This is a genomic window from Chromatiaceae bacterium (assembly GCA_016714645.1).
In the GTDB taxonomy this organism is placed as follows: Bacteria; Pseudomonadota; Gammaproteobacteria; order Chromatiales; family Chromatiaceae; genus M0108.
This window is the reverse complement of the sequence record JADKCI010000001.1, coordinates 564,250-579,432: the sequence shown is the minus strand read 5'-3', so window position 1 is coordinate 579,432 and position 15,183 is coordinate 564,250. Positions and strand designations below refer to the sequence as shown.

At 61.4% G+C, this 15,183-nt stretch carries 16 protein-coding genes; 6 read left to right on the top strand and 10 right to left on the bottom strand.

Translation table 11 applies throughout. The features are described 5' to 3' along the window. Window positions 1-3: 3 nt before the first annotated feature. Both ftsE and ftsY read right to left on the bottom strand, forming a co-directional pair. Window positions 4-693 carry a cell division ATP-binding protein FtsE gene (gene ftsE, locus IPN92_02705; GenBank protein MBK8637228.1) on the bottom strand — a complete coding sequence of 230 codons (690 nt, stop codon included), beginning with the start codon at window positions 691-693 and terminating at the stop codon, window positions 4-6. 13 nt (window positions 694-706) lie between these two features. Beyond that, on the bottom strand, window positions 707-1,708 hold the full coding sequence (gene ftsY, locus IPN92_02700) for a signal recognition particle-docking protein FtsY (protein MBK8637227.1): 1,002 nt from the start codon (window positions 1,706-1,708) through the stop codon (window positions 707-709). Window positions 1,709-1,875: 167 nt separating this feature from the next. Between ftsY and IPN92_02695 the strand changes: the two genes are divergently transcribed. The 6 genes from IPN92_02695 to IPN92_02670 all read left to right on the top strand — a co-directional run bounded on the left by IPN92_02695 (window position 1,876) and on the right by IPN92_02670 (window position 7,214). Continuing rightward, complete coding sequence (locus tag IPN92_02695; GenBank protein MBK8637226.1) at window positions 1,876-3,252, top strand: insulinase family protein; 1,377 nt, start codon at window positions 1,876-1,878, stop codon at window positions 3,250-3,252. After that, entirely contained in the window at window positions 3,203-4,579 is a 1,377-nt protein-coding gene (locus IPN92_02690; GenBank protein MBK8637225.1) for an insulinase family protein, read from the top strand. Before IPN92_02695 ends, IPN92_02690 begins: the two co-directional genes overlap by 50 nt. A gap of 77 nt (window positions 4,580-4,656) precedes the next feature. Further along, entirely contained in the window at window positions 4,657-5,235 is a 579-nt protein-coding gene (rsmD, locus tag IPN92_02685) for a 16S rRNA (guanine(966)-N(2))-methyltransferase RsmD (protein MBK8637224.1), read from the top strand. A gap of 50 nt (window positions 5,236-5,285) precedes the next feature. Further along, complete coding sequence (gene coaD / locus IPN92_02680) at window positions 5,286-5,762, top strand: pantetheine-phosphate adenylyltransferase (protein ID MBK8637223.1); 477 nt, start codon at window positions 5,286-5,288, stop codon at window positions 5,760-5,762. Between the two features lie 82 nt (window positions 5,763-5,844). Continuing rightward, window positions 5,845-6,090, top strand: coding sequence for a YfhL family 4Fe-4S dicluster ferredoxin (locus tag IPN92_02675; GenBank protein MBK8637222.1), 246 nt, complete (start codon window positions 5,845-5,847; stop codon window positions 6,088-6,090). 233 nt (window positions 6,091-6,323) lie between these two features. Continuing rightward, window positions 6,324-7,214: a TIM44-like domain-containing protein gene (locus IPN92_02670; protein ID MBK8637221.1), complete on the top strand. Its 891-nt coding sequence runs from the start codon at window positions 6,324-6,326 to the stop codon at window positions 7,212-7,214. A 72-nt stretch (window positions 7,215-7,286) separates the two neighbouring features. Here IPN92_02670 and mutM read toward each other — a convergent pair whose 3' ends face one another. From mutM to IPN92_02630, 8 genes are all read right to left on the bottom strand, one after another. Further along, the gene (gene mutM, locus IPN92_02665) at window positions 7,287-8,102 is read right to left on the bottom strand and encodes a bifunctional DNA-formamidopyrimidine glycosylase/DNA-(apurinic or apyrimidinic site) lyase (GenBank protein ID MBK8637220.1); all 816 of its coding nucleotides are present in this window, start codon (window positions 8,100-8,102) and stop codon (window positions 7,287-7,289) included. Between the two features lie 52 nt (window positions 8,103-8,154). Further along, entirely contained in the window at window positions 8,155-10,413 is a 2,259-nt protein-coding gene (gspD, locus tag IPN92_02660; protein MBK8637219.1) for a type II secretion system secretin GspD, read from the bottom strand. A gap of 81 nt (window positions 10,414-10,494) precedes the next feature. Beyond that, window positions 10,495-10,995 carry a hypothetical protein gene (locus IPN92_02655; protein ID MBK8637218.1) on the bottom strand — a complete coding sequence of 167 codons (501 nt, stop codon included), beginning with the start codon at window positions 10,993-10,995 and terminating at the stop codon, window positions 10,495-10,497. A 164-nt stretch (window positions 10,996-11,159) separates the two neighbouring features. Next, on the bottom strand, window positions 11,160-11,771 hold the full coding sequence (locus tag IPN92_02650) for a general secretion pathway protein GspM (protein ID MBK8637217.1): 612 nt from the start codon (window positions 11,769-11,771) through the stop codon (window positions 11,160-11,162). Next, window positions 11,768-12,790: a PilN domain-containing protein gene (locus IPN92_02645; protein MBK8637216.1), complete on the bottom strand. Its 1,023-nt coding sequence runs from the start codon at window positions 12,788-12,790 to the stop codon at window positions 11,768-11,770. Before IPN92_02645 ends, IPN92_02650 begins: the two co-directional genes overlap by 4 nt. 243 nt (window positions 12,791-13,033) lie before the next feature. Beyond that, window positions 13,034-14,005 (bottom strand): general secretion pathway protein GspK, encoded by a 972-nt coding sequence (locus IPN92_02640; GenBank protein MBK8637215.1) that lies wholly within the window; start codon window positions 14,003-14,005, stop codon window positions 13,034-13,036. Further along, window positions 14,002-14,727 (bottom strand): general secretion pathway protein GspJ, encoded by a 726-nt coding sequence (locus tag IPN92_02635; protein MBK8637214.1) that lies wholly within the window; start codon window positions 14,725-14,727, stop codon window positions 14,002-14,004. Before IPN92_02635 ends, IPN92_02640 begins: the two co-directional genes overlap by 4 nt. Window positions 14,728-14,743: 16 nt before the next feature. Beyond that, window positions 14,744-15,148 carry a type II secretion system protein gene (locus tag IPN92_02630; GenBank protein ID MBK8637213.1) on the bottom strand — a complete coding sequence of 135 codons (405 nt, stop codon included), beginning with the start codon at window positions 15,146-15,148 and terminating at the stop codon, window positions 14,744-14,746. Window positions 15,149-15,183 lie beyond the last annotated feature (35 nt).

The window sequence follows — 15,183 nt, the reverse complement described above, 5'->3', positions numbered from 1 at the left end:
TGATCAGGGGGTGGGTGCGGGGTTCTTGTGCGCATGGGAATCGGCGACCAGGCGCCCTTTATCCAAGGTCAGGGTACGATATGGCAAGGAAGCGATCAGATCCAGGTTGTGGCTAGCAATCAGAAGGGTGACGCCGACCTTATTGAAGCGCGCGAAGAGCCCCATGATCTCGCGCGAAAGCGCTGGGTCCAGGTTGCCGGTGGGCTCGTCGGCCAGCAGCAGGGGGGGACGGGCGACAATGGCCCGGGCAATGCCCACGCGCTGCTGTTCCCCACCAGACAGGGCAAGGGGCAGTGACTTTTCCTTTTTCAGCAGCCCCACCTGATTGAGGGCGGCTCTGACTCGCCGCCCGACCTCCTGGTGTCCCAGGCCCGCGACTACCAGCGGCAAGGCCACGTTGTCGAAGACGGGGCGATCCGTTAGCAGACGGTGGTCCTGGAAGATCATTCCCACCTGACGGCGATGGAAGGGAATCTTGCGCCGGGGCAAGCGACCCACATTGCGGCCATCGACCATGAGCTGACCCCGGCTGGGGCGTTCCAAACAGCCAATCAGCTTGAGGAGGGTGCTCTTACCAGCACCCGAATGGCCCGTCAGAAAGACCATCTCGCCGGCCGCGATCTCCAGACTCAAGTTGCAAAGAACCTCCCCGCTCTCCGCATAGCGCTTGCTGACCTGGTCGAAGTGGATCATATCCCAGCGGGCATCAGGAACCGAAAAGGGCTTCGAGGAATTCCTCGGCCACGAAGGGCCTGAGGTCATCGATGGACTCGCCAACGCCGATGAAGCGGATGGGGACGCGCAGACGCTCGGCGATGGCGAAGAGGACGCCACCCTTGGCGGTGCCGTCGAGCTTGGTCAGGGCGATACCCGTCAGGGGCACCGAGGCATTGAACTGCTGCGCCTGGGCAATGGCATTCTGGCCAGTGGTGGCATCCACCACCAGCAACACCTCATGCGGGGCCTCGGGATCGAGCTTCTTCATGACCCGGGCGATCTTGGCCAGCTCTTCCATCAGGTTCGTCTTGGTATGCAGGCGCCCAGCGGTGTCGGCGATGAGGACATCGATGCCGCGGGCGGTAGCGGCCTGGAGGGCATCGAAGATGACCGAGGCGGAATCAGCTCCCGATTGTTGGGCGATAACGGTGACGCTGTTGCGCTCGCCCCAGGCCTGCAACTGCTCAACCGCCGCCGCGCGGAAGGTATCGCCGGCGGCCAGCATGACGCTGTTGCCCTCGGCCTGCAGCCTTTTCGCCAACTTGCCGATGGTGGTCGTCTTGCCGGCGCCATTGACCCCCACCATGAGGATGACCTGGGGCCGGCCAGGGGCCGCGACCCGGACGGGCCTCTCGCAGGCGCGGAGTATCTCCGCCAGTTCATCCTTGAGGGCGCTCATGAGCGCCGCCGGATCGGAGAGTTCGTGGCGATGAACCCGCGCCGTGAAATCGCCGATGATACGCAGGGTCGCGTCCACACCCACGTCGGCGGTCAACAACCGGGTCTCAAGTTCGTCCAGCAACTCTTGATCAATGTGCTTGCGGCCACGCATCAGATCGCCGATGCCGGTATTGAGGACGGCGCGGGTAAGTTTCAGGCCTTCGCGTAAGCGCGCGGAGAGGCCACCCTTGGGCGCGGGGTGCTCGGTCCCTGCCTCCGGCATGACCGCGTCCGACGCGGGTTGCGATTTTTTTCTGCCAAATCCAAACATGAATGAAGGACCTAATGGGGGGGGAGCGGCGCTGCGGAACTATTGGTTAAGGGCCTTGCCAATAACTAACCTTTACAGTCATCCTAGCAAACATCGGCGGACGCGTCTCCCGGTATCGACCCTCGGACGCCCGACTACGACGCCCCAATTCAGGAAATGGAGATGCGATGAAATCCCGACTACTTTTTGCCGCGGCCCTGGCGATCCCTTTGATCGCGACCGCCGAGACCCCCAGGGTCCATGAGCGCATCCTCGATAACGGCCTCAAGGTGCTGGTCAAGGAGGACCATCGCGCCCCCATCGTCACTTCACAGGTTTGGTACAAGGTGGGTTCCAGCTATGAGCATGGCGGCCTGACCGGGGTGTCCCATCTGCTTGAACACATGATGTTCAAGGGCACCGAGAAGCTGGCCCCCGGGGAGTTTTCGCGGATCATCGCCGAGAACGGCGGTGACGAGAACGCCTTTACCGGCCGGGACTATACGGCCTACTTCCAGACCCTGGCGGCGGATCGCCTGCCCATCTCCTTCGAACTGGAGGCCCAGCGCATGCGCTTCCTGACCCTGCCGGAGGAGGAGTTTCTCAAGGAGTTAGAGGTGGTCAAGGAAGAACGTCGGATGCGCACCGAGGACGACCCCGAGTCTCTGGCCTATGAGCAATTCAATGCGACGGCTTATGAGGCATCCCCTTACCGCATTCCGATTATCGGCTGGGCAAGCGACCTGGAGGGTATGAGGGTCGCCGATCTTCGGGACTGGTATCGACAATGGTACGCCCCAAACAACGCCACCCTGGTGGTGGTCGGCGACGTGGATCCCCAGGAGGTATTTACCCTGGCCGAGAAGCATTTCGGCCCCCTATCAGCCGAACAGGTGGCGGCACCCAAACGGGGTGACGATCCGCCCCAGCGTGGCGAGAAGCGCATCAAGGTCAAGGCCCCCGCGAAGGAGCCTTACCTGCTCATGGGTTTTAAGTCCACCGCTATCGGTCACGCCGGGGAGGACTGGGAGCCTTACGCCCTGGAAATGCTGTCCTCGGTCCTGGATGGGGGGTCCAGCGCCCGTTTCAGCCGCGAACTGGTGCGCGGCGCCCATGTAGCCGCCTCCGCCGGCGCCAGCTATAGCGCCTTCAGCCGGCTGCCCGGCCTGCTGCTACTCGACGGCATCCCGGCCCAGGGGAGCACCGTCGAGGAACTGGAACAGGCCCTCCTGGCCCAAATTCAGCGGCTGCGCGACGAGCCGGTTGCCGAGGCGGAGTTGGAACGCATCCGCAATCAACTCATTGCGGCCAAGGTGTATGAACAGGATTCGGTTTATGCCCAGGCTAAGCAGATCGGCAGTCTGGAGACGGTTGGGCTCGGGTGGGAACTCATGGACGAATATGTCGCGCACCTGAGCCGGGTCACCCCGGAACAGGTCCAGGCGGTCGCCCGCAAATTCCTGGTCTCCGACAATCTGACGGTTGCCCTGCTGGAGCCCCAGCCCATCGACGGCAATGGACCTCAAGCCACCACCACGGGAGTTCACGCACGTGCGGGTCACTAATCGCCTCTTCGCCCTGGTTGCCGGCCTGCTGTTCCTGTTAGGCGGTGCCCCTCTGCAGGCCACGCCCCTGATCCAAACCTGGGAGACCCCCGAGGGGGTGCCCGTGCTCTTTGTGGCGGCCCCTGACCTGCCCCTGCTGGATGTGCGCATCGCCTTCCAGGCCGGCAGCGCCCGGGATCAGGGGCAGCCGGGCCTGGCCGCCCTGACCGCCGACCTGCTTGACCAGGGCGCGGGGGACTGGGACGCGAACGCCATCGCCGAACGTCTCGAGGCCGTGGGCGCGGAAATGTCCATCAATGCACAGCGGGACATGGCCTCGGCCTCCCTGCGCAGTCTGACCCGGCAACCTGCTTTGAACCAGGCCCTGGAAACCCTGACCCTAGTGATCTCACAACCACGCTTCGGGGAGTCCGACTTCGAGCGGATGCGCGCCAATGTCCTGACCAGCCTGAACCGGGACGAACAGGACCCCGGCACCCTCGGCCAGAAGGCCATCTACCGCCGCATTTTCGGCGATCACCCCTATGCCGCCGACCCTTCCGGCACCCCAGAATCCGTGGCGGCCCTCAGCCGGGAAGACCTGGCGCGCTTTCATGCTCGCCATTATGTCGCTCGCAACGCCGTGATCGCCCTGGTCGGCGCCGTGACCCGGCCGGAGGCGGAAGCCATCGCCGCGCAACTCACCGCCGGTCTTGCCAAGGGGGAGCCCATGCCCCCCCTGGCTCCGGTCCAGGACCCGCCGACCGCCGTCCTGGAGCACATCGTCTTCCCCTCAACCCAGACCCATGTCTACACCGGACAGCCGGGCATGTCCCGTGGGGACCCGGATTACTTTACTCTCTATGTGGGAAACCACATCCTGGGCGGTAGCGGCCTGGTCTCCCTGCTCATGGAGGAGGTACGCGAGAAGCGCGGCCTTTCCTATAGCGTTTCCAGCTACTTCCTGCCCCTGGCGGAACGCGGCCCCTTCGTGGCCGCGCTCTCCACCAAGAATGAGCAGGGCCAGAGTGCCCGCGAGGTTCTGATGGCGACCATCGAACGCTTTCGTACCCAGGGACCGACTCCGGAGGAGCTAAACGCCGCTATCAAGAACATCACGGGAGGCTTTCCCCTCCGCATCGCCGGTAACGGCAAAATAGCGCAATACCTCGCCATGATTGGCTTTTACAGCCTGCCGCTGGATTATCTCGACCGGTTCAATGACCGCATTTCGGCCGTAACGGCCGAGGGCATCCGCGATGCCTTTCAGCGTCGTATCGACCCGACGCGTTTCGCTACGGTCATCGTGGGGGCGGAGATGACGGCGCCGGACCCCCCGAAGCCTTGAGAGCCGGCTTGCGCATCCTCATGGCGGGTAGGAAAGGCCTTGTGTAGCTTGGCGAAGCCCTTTCAGGGCCACTTATCATGACTCAGCGCGGCTCTGGACTCCCGGGACGACTGCGCATCGTGGGCGGCGAGTGGCGTGGACGGCGGCTTGCGGTGCTGGATCAGCCGGGCTTAAGGCCCACCCCGGATCGGGTGCGGGAGACCCTGTTCAACTGGCTGGCTCCCCTGATTTGCGGAGCACGCTGCCTGGATCTCTATGCCGGTAGTGGCGCCCTGGGTTTCGAAGCGGCCTCGCGGGGTGCGGGCCGGGTAGTCATGATCGAAAAATTGGCGAAGGTGGTGCGCCTGCTGCACGAGAACCGGCTGTTGCTTAATGCCCGACAGGTGGAGGTGGTTCATGCCGAGGCTGGCCCCTGGCTGGCGATGGCGGGTCACGCGGAGCCCTTTGACCTCGTCTTCCTGGACCCCCCCTTCCCCGAGGATCTGCTGGGCCCGAGTTGCGCGTCCCTTGCCCACGGCGGTTGGCTGGCAAGGGGCGCACGGGTCTATCTGGAAGCGCCGGCGACGACTGGATTCCCCCCCCTCCCGGAGGGATGGCGCCTCCTGCGCGACAAACAGGCGGGACAGGTGCGTTACGGGCTGGCGGAGACCCGTTAGGTGGCGCCCGCCATGGCGCCCCGACTTCATTCTCGATCAGGGCTGAAACCATGCGTAGGGTCATCTATCCGGGGACCTTTGACCCCATCACCAACGGCCATATCGACCTGATCGAGCGGGCCTCCCGCCTTTTCGATCAGGTGGTGGTGGCGGTGGCGGCGGATACCCACAAGGCACCCGTTTTCGATACGGAGCGGCGGTTAGAACTGGCGCGGGCATCGGTTAGCCACCAGCCGAACGTCCAGGTCATCCCCTTTAGCGGCCTGCTGGTGACCTTCGCCGCCACTCAGGGTATCGATGTCATCATGCGGGGTCTGAGGGCGGTGTCCGATTTCGAGTTCGAATTCCAGTTGGCCAGCATGAACCGACGACTGTCCCCGGGGATCGAAACGCTCTTCCTGACCCCAGCGGAGCCATACGCCTTCCTGTCCTCCTCGCTCGTCCGCGAGGTCTCCCGTCTTGGCGGAGACGTCTCCGCCTTCGTGCCGACCCCGGTGTATGCTGCATTGCGCGAACGCTTTGGGTAATATGTTGCCCATAGAGCCACTGACCTCGGCGCCTACCCCAAATCCCTTCCGAATCGATTATCACCAGCCTAAGGAGTACCACATGGCCCTTTACATCACCGACGAATGCATAAACTGCGACGTTTGCGAGCCTGAGTGCCCGAACGGCGCCATCAGTCAGGGTGACGAGATATACCAGATTGACCCCGACCTCTGCACCGAGTGCGTGGGCCACTACGAGACTTCCCAGTGCGTCGAGGTTTGCCCGGTTGATTGCATCCTCAAGGATCCGAACCATGAGGAGACGGAGGAGCAACTGACCGAGAAGTACAAGCGCATTACTGGCTAGAGGGATATCCAGCTTAAACCACTTGCTTAGCCGGACTCGCGGGAAGACGTTTTTGCTTCCCGCCTTTTCCTGATCCCCGATGGGGATGCCCCTCTTTTTCGAATCCCAGCCTGGCGAGGCTTAAACTGCCGATCAAAGGATTTGGCTCGCCCCAAAGCGTTGTAGAACCGGGTGGGTACCCTCATCTCCAAACCGTCAATGACCTTCGATCAATTCGGCCCTTGAGGACTCTCATGAAAACCTTTTTCGCCTTCGCCGCCACCCTGTTGGCATTCTCCCTCATCGCCGTACCCGTCGCCGAGGCTAAACGCCTGGGTGGCGGTTCGAACCTGGGGAAGCAGTACAGCACCCCCCATTCCGCCCCGGCTCAACAGGCCAAGCCCGCCGGAGCCGCCGCTCCTGCCTCGGCAGCCGCCGCCAGCGCCGCCCCTCGTGCTAGCGGCGCTAGCCGCTGGTTAGGGCCTCTGGCAGGTCTAGCGGCCGGTGGACTGCTTGCTTCCCTCTTTTTTGGGGATGGCTTCCAGGGCATGCAGGTCATGGATTTCCTCATGATCGCCTTGGTCATCTTTGGCGGCATCATGCTGTTCCGCTTCATGAGGCGCGGGGCCTCCCCGCTGCCCGCCGGTTCCGGCGCGGGAACTGGGCTAGGGTCCAGTCCTCTTGGGGGGGATATCCGAGCCCGAACCGCCCCGACTTCTTCTCCCGCAACGGGTTTCACGGCATCCGCCAAGGCGGATGAAAATCAGACCCCGGCCTGGTTTAATGCCAAGAACTTTGCCGATGGCGCCCGATCCCATTTTCTGCGCCTGCAGGCGGCATGGGATAAGGCGGATTTCAATGATATCAGGGAGTATACGACTCCCGAATTATTCGAAGAACTGAAGCGCGAGCGCCTGGCATTGGGGACAGAACCTCAAGTAACCGAGCCGATGACCCTCAATGTGCAATTAGCCGGCGTTCGCCGGGATGGTGATCTTGTCGTGGTGAGCCTGGAATTCTCTGGCCTGATCCGCGAGGCAGCGACTGGAGAGGGCAACCGGTTCCAGGAAATATGGCACATCCAACATGCCTGGAAAACCGCTGAGGGAGACTGGTTCATCGCCGGTATCCAGCAAGTCGGCTAGTGCTAGCGCCTCCGGGGTTTTTAACCCGGGGGCGGCTTATTGAAAACTTAGAGCCACCCACCCAACTAATCGCTATTTTTGGCAGATCGGGCAGAAGAAACTCGATCTCTGCGCGATTTTTTCCCGCCGAATGGCTGTACCGCACTGTTGGCAGGGCTGGCCTTCATGGCCATAGACCCGAAGTTGGCGGGCAAAATAACCAGGATGGCCATCTTCCGCCACGAAATCCCGCAGACTAGTACCCCCGGCGGCAATGGATTCGCCCAGAACGGTGCGAATGGTCGTTGCAAGCAGTGCGTACTGAAGCGCGCTCACCTCACCGGCGGGCCGATTCGGATGTATTCTGGCAAGAAACAGGGATTCACTGGCGTAAATGTTGCCCACGCCCACCACCACCTTGGCATCCATGATGAAGGCCTTCACGGCCAGTTGACGATTGCCCGCACGGCTGTGCAGATAAGCGCCATCAAAGCCACTCTCCAGGGGTTCGGGGCCGAGATCGCGGATCAGGGAATGATTCTCGGGCGGCTCCTCCGTCCAGAGAAAGAGACCAAACCGGCGGGGATCCCGCAGGCGAAGGCACCGCCCATCCTCCAGTACCAGGTCCAGATGATCGTGGGGCCCTGGTGGACTGGTCAGGGGTAGGATGCGCAAGCTGCCTGACATGCCGAGGTGCATGAGCAGGCTGCCCTGTTCCAGTTCCACTAGCAGGTACTTTCCCCGCCTCCGCAAGCTCAATATCCCTTGCCCCGCCAGCCTTCCCTCGGTTTCGTCCGCTATGGGATAGCGCAGGCGCCGTTCCCGGATCCTGAGCTCCTGGATGCGGTGGCCTTCGAGATGGGGCCTGATGCCCCGCAACGTGGTTTCGACCTCGGGGAGCTCAGGCATCGATCAAGCCAGACGAAGTCCCTGCTGGCGGTCCAATGGACCCTTGGTCATCCTAGAACCTACCCTCCAGGCCCTTCATGCGGGAGCGAAACTCTTGGGTGACCGACTCGGCGTCCTGATCGCTGGCAATAATCTTAGGCGTCAGGATGACCAGCAGTTCCTTGCGATCCGACTGGCGAGAGTTATCGCTGAACAGGGCGCCGAGAACGGGAATATTCGAGAAACCTGGCACGCCACCCTTTGAACTTGCATCATTATTTTCAATGAGACCGCCCAGTACCACGGCCTGACCCGACCGCACCGCCACATTACTGGTGATCTGGCGCACAATAAAGGTCGGCGATTGGATGTCCGAGGTATCGGTTGTTGTGGCGGTACTCACCTGCTGCTCCACGTCCATTTGGACCATGCCGCCGGGGGTGACCCTTGGCTTGACGTCAAGCTGGACACCGGTGGTTTTGTAGGAGACGGAGTTAACAATGTTGGCATCAACATTTTGAGTGGATTGCTGCTGCTGCGTGAGGATTGGCACATCCTTGCCAACCTGGATGTGGGCTGTCTGATTGTCTCTCACCATGACGGAGGGCGATGACAGGACGTTCAACAGGCCATCAGCGGCATACAGATTAAGATTGGCGCGAACCAGGTCCGCCGATGCCAGGACCGTCCAATTGAAACCTGGAACGACGGGAGTAATGGGGCTTTTGGTTTTTAAGGATGCATTGGAAATGTCATCCCCAATCTTTCCCGTTAGATTCCATTGAACGCCATATTCCAGCTTACCGGACAGAGTGATCTCCACGAAAGTAGCCTCGATCAGGACCTGAAGCGGCACTAGATCCAATTGTTTCAGCGCATCCAGGATCTTCTTGTAATCGCGGGGACTTGATTTGATCAGCAGGGAATTATTGGTCGCATCGGCAACTATGCTAACAGAGGAGGTCATTTCCAGGGTGCTGGCCACCGACTGTTTAGCCCCCTGCGTAGCTTGTTGGCCGCCAAACTTCTTGGAGCTTGAGCCCCCGAGTTGACCGGAACCCCCAAGCTGACCGGAACCTCCAAGCTGACTGGAGCCCATTTTGCTACTAGCGGGCTTCTTGTTGTCGGTCGAGGATTGGCCCAAGGCGGTGCCTAGACCGGGTGCTATAGAACCGACGCTCTTGTTCATGCCCTGTCCACCGCCTTCCGAGAAGAGACCAATCAGACTGCTGGCCATGATCTCGGCATCCCCGTGCTTGACCCGGTAAACGAAGAGTCGTTCATCGCTGTCGCCCGCCGCAGCAGCCACATCCAGCCTTTCGATCCAGACCCTGGCTTGTGCAAGGTATTTTTCCTGGGGCGAGACGACGAGCACGCTCCTAGCGCTCTCGACGGGGACAAAGCGGAAGATGCCCTTCATGGGGTTGCCAGACTCATCGGAAAGCAGGGTATCGAGTTGGGTTACCACGTCCTTGGGCGCGGCATACTCCAGGGTAAAAAAGCCGACCGACAGGCCCGCCATCCAATCCACATCAAAGACCTGGATGGTATCCAGCAGGTTGCGAATTTCCGGGCCAGTACCCGCCAGGACCAGGAGGTTGCGCAGGCTGTCGGCCCGGATGATGCTGCCCTCGGGCGCCAGGGGCTCGAGAATTTTGCTCATCTCTTCCGTGCCGATATAGCGCAAGGGGATTACCTGGACGCTATAGCCTTGGGGCAGGGCCTTAGCGGACTCGCCGAGTTGGGGCACCACGCGGCCACGGACGGCATTGGTCAGGGGCACTACTTCATAATTGCCGCCATTTTGGACTAGGGCGGCGTTGTTCATGCGCAACAGGGTTTCCAAAGTCGGAATTAAGGCCTGCCGGGATAAGGGCCGGCCGGTTTCAAGGGAGGCGGTACCCGAGACGCCAGGGTCGAGGACGTAATTCACGTTCAGAATGTCGCCAAGAATGACCTTGACGACTTCCCGGATGTCCGTGCCATCGAAATTCAGGGTGATGTCGCCGGGCGTCGTATCAACGGTAGGCCGTTCTACCTTACGCACGAAGGTTCCCGTGCCTGGCATGGTCTTGTTCTTGGGTGCGGGGGTCATATCCGCATCCTCGCCTAGGCGAATGCCAGAGGTGGCCGCCGTCGCCCCAGCGTCTTCTTTGGCTTCCCTCCCGGTCAGGGGGGTAAGGATATCCCCCTGGGTGGCATTGACCTTGACCGTGGGATCCCAGTCGGAACGCTGGCAGGCGGTCAGGAGGAGCAGCAGGGAAGGTAGGAGCAGCAACCAGCCATGATGGCTGGTTACTTTTTTACCGATTTCCTTGAAAAGGCTAAGCATTGATTCTGATCCGGTTCTTGAACGGTCCCTGATTCGGGTTTTGGCCTCGGGAATTTCTGGCGGTAGGCGGCGCCTTAGCGCTTACTTTGGCACGGCTTGCGTTGGCCGCTGGGGTTTCCCCCAATCCGGCCTTGTGGGGGGGCGTGGCATTTGTGGGGATGTCGGGCGGGGACGGCCACTGGGTTTAGCCGCAGCTCCTCCGGGTTTTGCCGCCGGGCGAGGTGGTTGGTTCTGTGCTGGCTGGCCCCCTTGGCCATAATTACGCAATACCAGGCTGTCCGTGCTTGCCTGCCCCTCCACCTCGACATTATCGGGGGTAATGGCCTTCACCTTCCAACCTTCAAACTCATCGCCGATCCGCACCTTCTGGGGTTTCGGGCTGTTGGGCGTACTCACCCAGGCGACGGCGCCGTCCGGGGTGATAATGACGGCATTGAGGTCCATGCCATCCAGGGCCGTGAGGGGCTCAACCTCTCCCGGTGCATCCTTGGGGTCTTCGTCTTCCGGGGTTTCTTCTGGCGGGCGTCGCCCCGGCAGAAACAGGGGTCGCTCGGTCACCGAGACGTAGTCTTGCTTCTCCACGAGGGGGGGAAGTTGGGCGAGGGGGTTATCTCCTTTTTCCCCTATTGGCTGTAGGGCGTCCCTTGGCGTATCAGGGCGTGAACTCATCCGGTCGGGTGGCCAATCATGCCACTGCATCACCAGTAGCACACTCAGCCCTAACAGGGCAGTGACCAGCAACCGCTTCAACTGGCACTCCCCAAGGCGTAACCGAAGACATCCAGCCGAATCGTCAATTCTTGTTTGGTTTGTGCTGGCGGATTGTTTCCCCCCTGCCGCCGATCGCGCCGCTCGCGGCGGGTGGTCGAACGTACCGAGAGTTGGTCAACAAAGAGAAAGGGCCTGGCATGCTCAAGACTGTAGAGCACGTCCAACATGGCATTCGTGTCGCCCTGAATTTGGGCCCGAATACGCACCCTGGATGGCTGTTCATTGGCCTCGGCGGGCAGAAACTGGGAATTGACCAGACGTGCCCCCGCTGCCTGAACCATCTCCTGAATGGTGGCCTGAAGCTGAGCCCCAGCCAGGGCCGCAGTGGGGGCATCGAAGTAGAAGGCCTTGATCTCCTGATTGTTCCGCTCTCGTTCCAGCTCGGCCTTGAGTCGGGGAATGGTGGCGATCAGGCGCTCATAACGCTGAACTTGATCCACGACGGACTCGGTCTCGCTGTCAAGCTCCGTCATCCGCTGAAGCCAAGGCACCCCCACAGCCAGCAGGATGATCACCGGTATCAGGATGGCCACTGACCAGGCAAGCAGGCAGCTGCCCCACCTGGGCAAGGGCCCGACCTTGATCATGAGTCGCCACCTTGGCGTTGGTAGTTAAAACCAATGTGGAAGCGTTCCCGATCCGTGTTGGGAACCTGGGAGACCGGTGAACGGAAGGCGACGCCGGAAATGGAGGGTGCCTGCTCCAGGAGGCCTATCAGGGCGGCGGCCTGAATGGATTCCCCACGAACCTGGACCTCGCTGCCCTGAAATTCCAGGTTTTCCACCCAGGTCCCATCGGGGAGCCGGTCCGTGAGTTCCCGCAACAAATCGATCATGGCCGCCTGACTTGATTTGCGTTCAAGCACCGCCACGCTACCCTTGTGAGCGGTCTCAACGGCCTCACGCAACGTATTCACCTCGGCCGCCCGGCCCTTGACGTCCGCAAGCTCCTTGTTCAGGCCCGCGAGGATTTGGGTCTTTTGCCAAATGGGCCCCGCCAGGGTGGCGGCCACCAGGATCAGGGTCAGGAAACCCAACAAAGTGCCTAAATTAAAAAGCCGTCCCTCACCCTTGGGGCGCTCCGCCTCGGGCAAGAGGTTGACCGCAGGCCAGGCTTCTGGCCAAGCGATGCGATCGACGGGGGCACCCGCATCCCTCATCCGGCCCAGCCAACCCTGAATGGGTTCACGCCGACAGAGGGCCAACTCTACGGTGAGGCGCCCACCCTTGGCCTGATCCTCGGCCAGACGGAAGTCATAATAGACTTGGTCGGGATGAAAGGGGGTGAGGCGATCGATCTCATAGCGGATAACCTGGCGGAGGTTTTTGCGTGCCTGGCCGGGCAGGAAAAGGGTGCGCGTGATAATCCAGTACGCAGGCAACTCGATACAGGTGCGCGGTTCCGCAACCCGGCCTGCCACCAAGGACGCCAAGGTCGCCAGTGAGTCAGTATCCAGTTCCAAGAGGGTATGGCCAGAATCTCCCAGACCCTGGCGCAGCAAGGCCTGGCCTTCCCCTAACGCCAGGGTGAGATGGGTATCCCTTGGTGCCAGGAATTCTCCCAGCCGCCCTGGCAGACAATTGGCGAGATCCCGACGCCAACGCACGACCAGGCTTTCCAGCGATAGGCCAACGCCAAGAGTGGGAAGACGAATACCCAGGGATGAAAGAGCTAGGGGCATGCGGCGAACAGCTTAAATATCCAATCAAACCATGAAGAACACAATGGACACAATGACGATATTGGGCGCAAATGTAAAGCCTGGACGTCCTGCTAAAACCTGCCGAACCGAGGAAAAATTGCGCAACCCGGGTACTGCAAGCACCCTTTAAGTTCGGAAACAGGGTGCCTATTCCGGCCCTTCTCCCTCCCCAATGGAACTTCCCGAGGCCTGTTCCGGCGCCAACGCTTGGCGTCGCCACAAGATCTCGACCGGGGGGCTTGTACCTTGCTGGATGCGCACCAGGGATTCCATAAAGCGGAAGGTACCCCCCGGCGCGCGCCAGCGCACCTGGATGCGATAAAGGGGCCCGCCCCGGCCCTTCGGGGTCGGCGTATCCTCCAAAATCGCGGTTTCGGTTTCTAGCCTATCTTGCATCTCTTCCAGACTGATACCTTGCTGCGCCGCCTGTACCAGGGGGGGGGCAAAGGTAGGCTCCGGGGTCGCCTGCCCGGAGGAAACCGTCATGGCTGGCGTCAATATCTCATATAGCTCTTTATTAAAACCAATGAGTTGCTGGAGTTCTTCCAGGCTATCGAAGGGCCCATCCTTGGCTCCGTAGGGCAAACCTGCGGCTTCATAGTCCGGATCCTCGGCGCCATTGACGAGATGCAGTTCATCTGCGTCGCGCCAATCGAGGATGGCATCCACCAGGCTGTCAGGTTCAGCGTCCTGGAGACCGACCGCCCTCATCAGGGCCAGGAGCAGGTCGCGATCGGCGGTGTTCAAATCGATGAGGGACGCCTCATTGATGATACGAATCTCAAGCATCTGCTCCCCAAGTCCCCAAACCCGAGGCTGACCGTCCGGCACCCAGAAGGCCTGGGTATCGAGGGCTTCTTCCTGGGTTGCCACCGGGGGTTGGGTCAGGAGATTCAAGGCCGCGAATTGGATGGCGGCATCGGCCTGGGCACGGAAGGAGGCACTGGCGACCTGATTGGCTGCCAGATTGATCTCCGTGCGCTGCGTGGCCGTCAAGCCAACGGCAATGATGGTCAATAGGGTAATGACCCACAGGACCAGCATCAGGGCGATGCCACACTGGCGACCGCCCATCTTTGCAAGGGGTCGGGAATTCCCCGGGATGACGACAGTCTTCATTTGGGCTTGCCAAAACCGGACAGGGGCACCGGCGTGGAGGCCCCAAGCCAAATGATGAGATCCGGCCACACCCGATGGGGCGTGGTGAGATGGATACGCAAGGCTTGAGGCGGCATGGCGCGACTCTGCCAGGTCGCCTGCCACTCCCCCTTGGCCTCGACCGTCACGGCGGGGTCCTCGCCCTCGGGGAAGCCGAAATAGGCGATTTCGAACTCCGTGACATCATCCAGCAGGATGCTGGTGCCAAAGGCGCCAGCCGCGACATCCTGATCCTCTAGGACGCCCGATGAGGCCACCTGGCCACCCATGGGCTGCCATGCTGGGATGTCCTTCGTTCCCGCCAGCACGTCGGGGTTGAGAAGCCAGCGGGTCAAGACCAGCGAGTTCCCCTCTCGAGCGGCCTCCAGCCCAAGGCGCAAAATGTAGAGTCCCGGGATACCTACCTGTTCGGACAGGGGTGAGACAAATTCCAGGTTCTGACCATTTCCGGTAAAGAGCAGGTAGGGCTCCGCATCCAGGGTGAGCGTAATGGGCTGCGATTGGCTCAAAACCCGTACCAGGAAGTCACGGGCAAGGCGTAATTCGGCATTGAATTCGGCCGAGGTCTCGACACCTTCCCAGGAACGTATACCCAACCTCAAGCCTGAAAACAGCAGAATACTGATCAGGGCCACTAGGACAAAGGCGATCAGCAGTTCCACCAAGGTGAAACCGCCCGCCATTCCCGGGGCAAGGCTCCTAGATTTCAGGGAGGGCCTCCCCCAAGCGTAGCGTGGAGAGAGACACCCGTCGGGTCCCCCGCGCCGTCTCCCAGGCCACCTCGGAGGTGATGAGATAGGCTGGCAGAGGGGGCTTTCCCGGAAGAAGATCCCCCAAGGGCAGTTCGGACACCTGGACTTGCCATTGCAACCCATCCTCCGTCTCCCCGGCCCGGGAACCCGGTTCCAGGGGGATATCCAGACCCACAAGTCCAATACCCGCCTCCGCAAGTGCGGTGGCCCGACCATAGCTGCCGCTGAGGGCAGCGGTGTTGAGGGCCCGCGAGAAGACTTGCGTCAAGACACCCAGGGTGATGGCGAGGATGGTAAAGGCGACCAGTACCTCCAGTAAGGAGAAGCCGCGCTGGTTCACTCCAGGTTTCATGAGGCAAGCCGGCGCGCCCATGCCGCGCATACCCC